5 protein-coding genes are annotated in these 6,900 nt (G+C 75.5%); 1 reads left to right on the top strand and 4 read right to left on the bottom strand.

Annotation, left to right across the window (positions count from 1 at the left end; genetic code table 11):
• Positions 1-167: 167 nt before the first annotated feature.
• A complete protein-coding gene (locus tag ACFXA3_RS30385; RefSeq protein WP_030157329.1) occupies positions 168-353 on the bottom strand; it encodes a hypothetical protein in 186 nt (61 codons plus the stop codon).
• 558 nt (positions 354-911) lie between these two features.
• On the opposite strand from ACFXA3_RS30385, the gene ACFXA3_RS30380 reads away from it, so the two are divergent.
• Entirely contained in the window at positions 912-2,159 is a 1,248-nt protein-coding gene (locus tag ACFXA3_RS30380) for a serine/threonine-protein kinase (protein ID WP_385191808.1), read from the top strand.
• Here ACFXA3_RS30380 and ACFXA3_RS30375 read toward each other — a convergent pair.
• The 3 genes from ACFXA3_RS30375 to cobT form a co-directional block, all read right to left on the bottom strand.
• Positions 2,156-3,001: a TrmH family RNA methyltransferase gene (locus ACFXA3_RS30375; RefSeq protein WP_385191807.1), complete on the bottom strand. Its 846-nt coding sequence runs from the start codon at positions 2,999-3,001 to the stop codon at positions 2,156-2,158. The two genes, ACFXA3_RS30380 and ACFXA3_RS30375, sit on opposite strands and share 4 nt — an antisense overlap.
• A gap of 58 nt (positions 3,002-3,059) precedes the next feature.
• On the bottom strand, positions 3,060-4,277 hold the full coding sequence (cobA, locus tag ACFXA3_RS30370) for a uroporphyrinogen-III C-methyltransferase (protein WP_385191806.1): 1,218 nt from the start codon (positions 4,275-4,277) through the stop codon (positions 3,060-3,062).
• Between the two features lie 156 nt (positions 4,278-4,433).
• Positions 4,434-6,900: nicotinate-nucleotide--dimethylbenzimidazole phosphoribosyltransferase (cobT, locus tag ACFXA3_RS30365; protein ID WP_385191805.1), on the bottom strand; the 2,467-nt coding region annotated here is incomplete at its 5' end.

The raw sequence follows: 6,900 nt of genomic DNA, 5'->3' as shown, positions 1-6,900 counted from the left end.
GGGGGGGCGCCCCCCCCCCCCGCCGCGCGCGGGGGGGGCCCCGCGGGCGCCCCCCCCGGGGGGCGGCCCCCCCACCCTTCTCCTGCCGTCCGTCGCTCCCCCGTCCCCACGGGGTTCGACAGGCCGATGTCCCGGCCCGGGCCGCTCTCCCGGACCCGGGGCGCCGCTCAGCGCCCCAGCATCACGCCCACGGACGACGCCTGTGCCGCCACCTGGTCGAATCCTCCGAAGAGGAAGAGCAGGAGGGCGGCCAGGGGGAGCACCATGGCCGCGGCCACCAGTGGATGGCGGGTGCCGGACTCATGGCCGTTGAACGCGAATGCCTTGCGTCCGTGCCGCGTGATGTCCGCCATGGCCCTCTCCCTGTCGATTGGCAGCGGCGGGCTCGTGACCTCGGGGGACGAGTGCGCCACCCGCCGCTTGTCTTCAACACTAGGTGCGCGGAAGGCCCCTGGCGTCCTGCCCTCGTACCGCTTGGCAGGCCTCCAGGAGGATGACGGGACCACCCCGCACGTACTCCCCTGGGTGGAGACCGCCGCCCCGTCCTGGGGGTCTTCCCGGAGGGGGATGACCGGAGGGTAGTGAGTTCGCTCACTTCCGTCACCCCCCGCGCATGCGTGTCGGCCGACGGGGTACGTACAAGATCCATCCCGAGCGCCCGCCCGGCGCACGCGCCCCCGCCCTCCGCGTGCCCGGCGCACCACCCGCCCGGCGCCCCAATCCCCTTGACCCGAGGGCCGTTTGGCCGAATCCGCAAGTGCCTTGCGGACAGGGGTCCGTGCGGGTGAGGAACCCTCAAGTGGGTTGTGCCGCACTGACGATCGAATCTTCCGGCGAGGGCGCGGCCTCTGAGCGCTCGTGGCGGATGGTCCGTAAGCTGTGGCACGTCAACAGGACGACCGGTCAGCGGGGTGGACATGGCGATGATGCGGCTCCGGCGCGAGGACCCGCGTGTCGTCGGCTCATTCAGGCTGCACCGACGGCTCGGCGCCGGCGGCATGGGCGTGGTCTACCTGGGATCGGACCGGCGTGGTCAGCGTGTCGCCCTGAAGGTCATCCGGCCGGATCTGGCCGAGGACCAGGAGTTCCGCTCGCGCTTCGCGCGCGAGGTGTCCGCCGCCCGGCGGATCCGCGGCGGGTGCACCGCGCGCCTGGTGGCCGCGGACCTGGAGGCGGAGCGCCCGTGGTTCGCCACGCAGTACGTGCCCGGCCCCTCCCTGCACGACAAGGTGGCCGAGGAGGGCCCCCTCACGGCCGCGCAGATCGCCGCGATCGGGGCCGCGCTCTCCGAGGGCCTGGTCGCCGTGCACGAGGCCGGGGTCGTCCATCGCGATCTCAAGCCCTCGAACATTCTTCTGTCGCCCAAGGGTCCGCGGATCATCGACTTCGGGATCGCCTGGGCTACCGGGGCGAGCACCCTCACCCACGTGGGCACGGCCGTCGGCTCCCCCGGCTTCCTCGCTCCCGAACAGGTGCGCGGGGCCGCGGTCACCCCGGCCACCGACGTCTTCGCGCTGGGCGCCACCCTGGCGTACGCGGCGACCGCCGACTCGCCCTTCGGGCACGGCAGTTCCGAGGTCATGCTGTACCGGGTGGTGCACGAGGAACCGCATCTGGTCGGGGTCCCGGACGCGCTGGCGCCCCTCGTACAGGCCTGCCTGGCCAAGGACCCCGAGGAGCGGCCCAGCACGCTCCAGCTGTCGATGCGGCTGAAGGAGATCGCGGCCCGCGAGGCGCAGGGGCTGTCCGACGGCCGCCCGCCGGCGCAGCGGGCGCGGGTCGAGCGGCCGGCCGGGCGGCCGGCGGAGCGGACCGAGGCGTACGCGGACCAGCGCACGGAGCGCCGTACGGGCGGCACGCCCACGCCCCACGCACCGGACCAGGGCCACGGCGGTCACGGGCACGGCGGCCAGGCCGGGGCGGCGGGCAAGGGCCCGCACAGCGGTCCGCACTCCCGCCCTTCGTCCTCGCGGAACCCGGGCGGCCCGTCCTCCCGGCCGACGGCGGGACGTACGGGCGGCCGCCAGGCCCCCCGTACGACGGGAGCGGGACGGCGGCCCTCCCGGCCGGACCCCCGGCTGATGCGGCAGCGGCTGATCGTGTTCGTCGTGGTGACGCTGATCGTCGCACTGGGCATCGCGGCCGCCCAGAAGCTCTAGAGCTCCGGCAGGGCCGGGGGCGGTGTCCGGGGCGGGCGGGTGGCGTAGAAGGCCACCGCCGAGGCCGCGGCCACGTTCAGGGAGTCGATCCCCTCGGCCATCGGGATCCGCACCCACTCGTCGGCGGCGCGCAGCGCGTACGTGGACAGGCCGTGCCCCTCGGAACCCAGCATGATCGCGGAGCGTTCGAAGCGCTCCGGCGGGACCTGGTCCAGCGGTGTGGCCTTCTCGCTGGGCGTCATCGCCAGGATCCGGTAGCCCGCCTCGCGGACCTTCTCCAGGTCGGCGGGCCACTGGTCGAGGCGTGCGTACGGGACCGAGAAGACGGACCCCATCGAGACCTTGATGGCACGCCGGTAGAGCGGGTCCGCGCAGTCCGGGGAGAGCAGTATCGCGCTGATGCCGAGGGCGGCGGCGCTGCGGAACGCGGCGCCCAGGTTGGCGTGGTCGACGAAGCCCTCGAAGACGGCGATCCGGTGGCCCGTCCCCTCCGCCGCGAGCAGTTCGCCGGCCGCCGGCAGCGGCTTGCGCTGCATCGAGGCGAGGGCGCCGCGGTGCACGTGGTAGCCGGTGACGCGTTCGGCGAGCTCCGGGGTGACGGCGTAGACCGGGGCCGGGAGCTCGTCGATGACGTCGCGCATGACGTCGACCCACTTCGCGGAGAGCAGCATCGAGCGCATCTCGTACCCGGCGTCCTTGGCGCGTCTGATGACCTTCTCGCCCTCGGCGATGAAGAGGCCCTCCTCGGGCTCGCGCCGGCGCCGGAGTTCGACGTCGGTCAGGCCCGTGTAGTCGCGCAGGCGCGGGTCGTCGGGGTATTCGACGGTGATGAGATCAGCCACAGGGTGATACTGCCTTGTCCGGGGTGTGGTGCCAACGGCCGTGCCGGGCACGGGTGTTTCAGGCGGCGGGGGTGCCGACGTTGACGACCTCGCCGATCACGATGACCGCGGGCGGACGGATCTCCTCCGCCCGGACGGTCTCGCCGACGGTGGCGAGGGTGGCGTCCACGCGGCGCTGGGTGGCGGTGGTGCCCTCCTGGACGACCGCGACCGGGGTGTCGGCGGAGCGGCCGTGCCGGACCAGGGCCTCGGCGATCAGGCCGATATTGTCGACGCCCATCAGGATCACCAGGGTGCCGGTGAGCCGGGCGAGGGCGGCCCAGTCCACCAGGGAACGCGGGTCGTCGGGGCCGACGTGGCCGCTGACCACGGTGAACTCGTGCGCCACACCGCGGTGGGTGACCGGGATGCCGGCGGCGCTCGGCACCGAGATGGAGCTGGAGATGCCGGGGACGACGGTGCAGGGGATGCCCGCCTCGGCGAGGGCGTGGAGCTCCTCCATGCCGCGGCCGAAGACGTACGGGTCGCCGCCCTTGAGGCGGACGACGGCCTTGCCGGCCTGCGCGTGCTCGATCAGGGCGTTGTTGATGGCCTCCTGGGCCATGTAGCGGCCGTACGGGATCTTCGCGGCGTCGATGACCTCGACGTGCGGCGGGAGTTCGTCGAGCAGGTCGCGCGGGCCGAGCCGGTCGGCGATGACCACGTCGGCCTCGGCGAGGAGACGGCGCCCGCGGACGGTGATCAGGTCGGGGTCGCCGGGACCTCCGCCGACGAGGGCCACCCCGGGGGTGTGCGGGCGGGCGGCCGTCAGGGAGCCGTCCCGCAGCCCCTCCACGACGGCGTCGCGCACGGCGGCGCTGCGGCGCGGGTCGTTGCCGCTGAGGACGGCGACGGTCACGCCCTCGACGCGCCCGGTGGCCGGCGTCCACGCGGTGGCCGCGTCGGCGTCGTCGGCGCGCACGCACCAGACCCGGCGGGTCTCGGCCTCGGCGGAGGCGGCGTCGTTGGCGGCCCGGTCCCGGGTGGCGATCAGCGCGTACCAGGCACCGTCCAGGTCGCCGTCCTGGTAGCGGCGGCGCTCCCAGCGGATCTCGCCCGTCTCGGCCATGGCGTCCACGGAGGGCGTCGCGGAGGGGGAGATCAGCAGGACGTCGGCGCCGGCCGCGACGAGCGCGGGCAGCCGGCGCTGGGCGACCTGACCGCCGCCGATGACGACGACGCGGCGGCCGGCGAGGCGGAGTCCTACGGGGTAGGCGGGGTGTGCCGGGTGTGCCATGGCGGGTGGGCTCCTGGTGCGGCGGGTCCTTGCCGCTGCTGCGCTGGAGCGGCTTGTCTGCTACTGACGTGCGGTTTCGCTGTCCGGGTCAACGATACGGCCCGGTCGGGAGGGCGGGGGCGGCGCCGAGCGGCGGCCGCCCCGTCCCCCTCCGGGTCACTTCTCCGTGACGCCGGCGGAGTCGAACGTGGCGACCTCGTGCATCGCGCGCGCCGCGCTCTGGACCAGCGGGAGGGCCAGCAGGGCGCCCGTGCCCTCGCCCAGGCGGAGGTCCAGGTCCACGAGCGGACGCAGGCCCAGCTTGTTCAGGGCCGCCACGTGGCCCGGTTCCGCACTGCGGTGGCCCGCGATGCACGCCGACAGCGATTCGGGGGCGATGGCCCGGGCGACCAGGGCCGCCGCGCCCGCGCTGACGCCGTCCAGGATGACCGGCGTGCGCAGCGAGGCCCCGCCCAGCAGGAGGCCGACGATCGCCGCGTGCTCCAGGCCTCCGATGGCCGCGAGGACGCCGATCGGGTCGGCCGGGTCCGGCTGGTGCAGCTCCAGGGCGCGGCGCACGACCTCGACCTTGCGGGCGTGCGTCTCGTCGTTGATGCCGGTGCCGCGGCCGGTGACCTCCGCCGGGTCGACCCCGGTGAAGACCGAGATGAGGGCGGCGGAGACGGTCGTGTTGGCGATGCCCATCTCGCCGGTGAGGAGCGCCTTGTTGCCCGCGGCGACCAGGTCGCGGGCGGTCTCGATGCCCACCTCGATGGCGGCGACGGCCTCTTCGCGGGTCATCGCCGGACCGGTGGAGAGGTCGGCCGTGCCGGGACGGACCTTGCGCGGGAGCAGGCCCGGAGTGGCCGGGAGCTCGCCCGCGACGCCGACGTCGATGACGCAGACCTCGGCGCCCACCTGGTTGGCGAACGCGTTGCAGACCGCGCCACCGCCCAGGAAGTTGGCGACCATCTGCGTGGTGACCTCCTGGGGCCACGGGGTGACGCCCTGGGCGTGCACTCCGTGGTCGCCGGCGAAGATCGCGACCGCGGCCGGCTCCGGGATCGGCGGCGGGCAGACCCGGGAGAGGCCGGACAGCTGTGCGGAGATGATTTCGAGCATGCCCAGCGCCCCGGCGGGCTTGGTCATGCGCTTCTGCCGCTCCCACGCCTCGCCCAGCGCCTTCGCGTCGAGCGGGCGGATGCTGGCGACCGTCTCCGAGAGCAGGTCGTGCGGCTCCTCGCCGGGCAGCGCGCGGCGCCCGTACGTCTCCTCGTGCACGACCCACGCCAGCGGCCGGCGCTTCGACCAGCCGGCCTGGGCCAGCTCGGGCTCCTCCGGGAACTCGTCGACGTAGCCGACGCACAGGTAGGCGACGACTTCGAGGTGTTCCGGCAGGCCGAGCTCGCGGACCATCTCGCGCTCGTCGAAGAAGCTGACCCAGCCCACGCCGCGGCCCGCGGCGCGGGCGGCGAGCCCGAGGTTCTCGACGGCGAGGGCCGAGGAGTACGGGGCCATCTGCGGCTGGGTGTGCCGGCCGAGGGTGTGCCGGCCGCCACGGGTGGGGTCGGCGGTGACCACGATGTTCACCGGGGTGTCGAGGATGGCCTCGATCTTGAGTTCCTTGAACTGCTTCGCGCGCCCCTTGGGCAGGGACTTCGCGTAGGCCTCGCGCTGGCGCTGGGCGAGCTCGTGCATCGTCCGGCGGGTCTCGGCCGAGCGGATGACGACGAAGTCCCAGGGCTGCGAGTGGCCCACGCTGGGCGCGTGGTGCGCGGCCTCCAGGACGCGCAGCAGCACCTCGTGCGGGATGGGGTCGGTACGGAAGCCGTTGCGGATGTCGCGGCGCTCGCGCATGACGCGCAGGACGGCCTCGCGCTCGGCATCGGCGTACGCGGGGGCCGCCTCGCCCGCCGAGGGCTCCACGGCCGGCTCGGGGGCGGCCCCGGGCTCGGGAGCGGTCCCGGCGGCGGCCTCGGGCGCCTGCCCGGCCACCTCGTCGGCCCCGTCGGCCACCTGGTCGGCGACCGGCTCGGCCGCCGCAGCGGCGACCGGTGCGGCCTCGGGCTCGGCCTCCGGCAGGGGCGCGGCCACGGGCTCGGGAGCGGTCTCGGCGGCGGCCTCGGGCTGGACGGTCACGGCGTCGGCGACGGGTTCCGCGGCGGCTTGCGGTACCGGTACCGGTACCGGTGCGACGGGGGCCACGGGAGCCTCGGGGACTGCGGGAGCCTCGGGGGCGGCCTGCTCCACGGCCTCGGCGACGGGCTCCGCCACGACGGGCGCCTCGATGACCTCGGGGGTCCCGGGGGCCTGGACCGCCGCGTCCGCGGGCGCGGCCTCCGGCTGCGCCCCGGCGGTCTCCGCGACGGGCTCGGGCTCGGGGGCGGGGGCGGCCACGGGCGCTTCCGCCGCCGGGGCCTCGACGGGCGCGGCCTCGGCCACGACCGGCTCCGGGGCGACGGGGGTGACGGGTGCGACGGGCTCGGGCTCCACCACGGCGACCGGCTCCGGCTCCGCGGCCGGTACCGCGACCGGCTCCGGGGCGGGCTCGGGGACCGGCTCCGGCTGCGGGGCGGCGGGGGCTTCGGCGCTCACGGGCGCCCCGGGGGCCACGACGGGCTCCGCGGCGGCCGCGGGCTCGGCG

The sequence above is a fragment of the Streptomyces sp. NPDC059456 genome, from assembly GCF_042750055.1.
Classification (GTDB): Bacteria; Actinomycetota; Actinomycetes; order Streptomycetales; family Streptomycetaceae; genus Streptomyces.
Note: the sequence above shows the minus strand (reverse complement) of the source record. Positions and strands in the feature narration are given on the sequence as shown.

Coding starts and splice junctions, on each gene's coding strand:
- cobA (WP_385191806.1), bottom strand. CDS start 4,277: ATGGCACACCCGGCACACCCCGCCTACCCCGTAGGACTCCGCCTCGCC.
- ACFXA3_RS30385 (WP_030157329.1), bottom strand. CDS start 353: ATGGCGGACATCACGCGGCACGGACGCAAGGCATTCGCGTTCAACGGC.